Annotated in this window: 1 protein-coding gene; it reads left to right on the top strand. The window is 52.1% G+C overall.

The window, feature by feature from the left end:
- Positions 1-382: Ig-like domain-containing protein (locus RFW85_RS18145; protein WP_309171761.1), on the top strand; the 382-nt coding region annotated here is incomplete at both ends.

The raw sequence follows: 382 nt of genomic DNA, 5'->3' as shown, positions 1-382 counted from the left end.
ACTTTCCCAGATGTATCGACGAACGATACAACGCCTGCATTGACCGGTACGATCGATGATCCGACAGCGACTGTGGTTGTGAATGTGGATGGTGTTGACTATCCGGCAGTGAACAATGGTGACGGCACCTGGACGCTTGCAGACAATACACTGCCTGCGTTAACTGATGGTCCACATACCATTACCGTGACGGCAACAGATGCAGCAGGCAATGCGGGTACCGATACAGCAGTGGTGACCATTGATACCACCGCACCAGTAGTTACTTTCCCAGATGTATCGACGAACGATACAACGCCTGCATTGACCGGTACGATCGATGATCCTACTGCGACTGTGGTGGTGACTGTGGATGGCGTTGACTATCCGGCAGTGAACAATG

This window comes from Acinetobacter sp. 12966 (assembly GCF_031196995.1).
GTDB classification, from domain to species: domain Bacteria; phylum Pseudomonadota; class Gammaproteobacteria; order Pseudomonadales; family Moraxellaceae; genus Acinetobacter; species Acinetobacter geminorum.
This window is presented reverse-complemented; position numbering and strand designations above follow the sequence as displayed.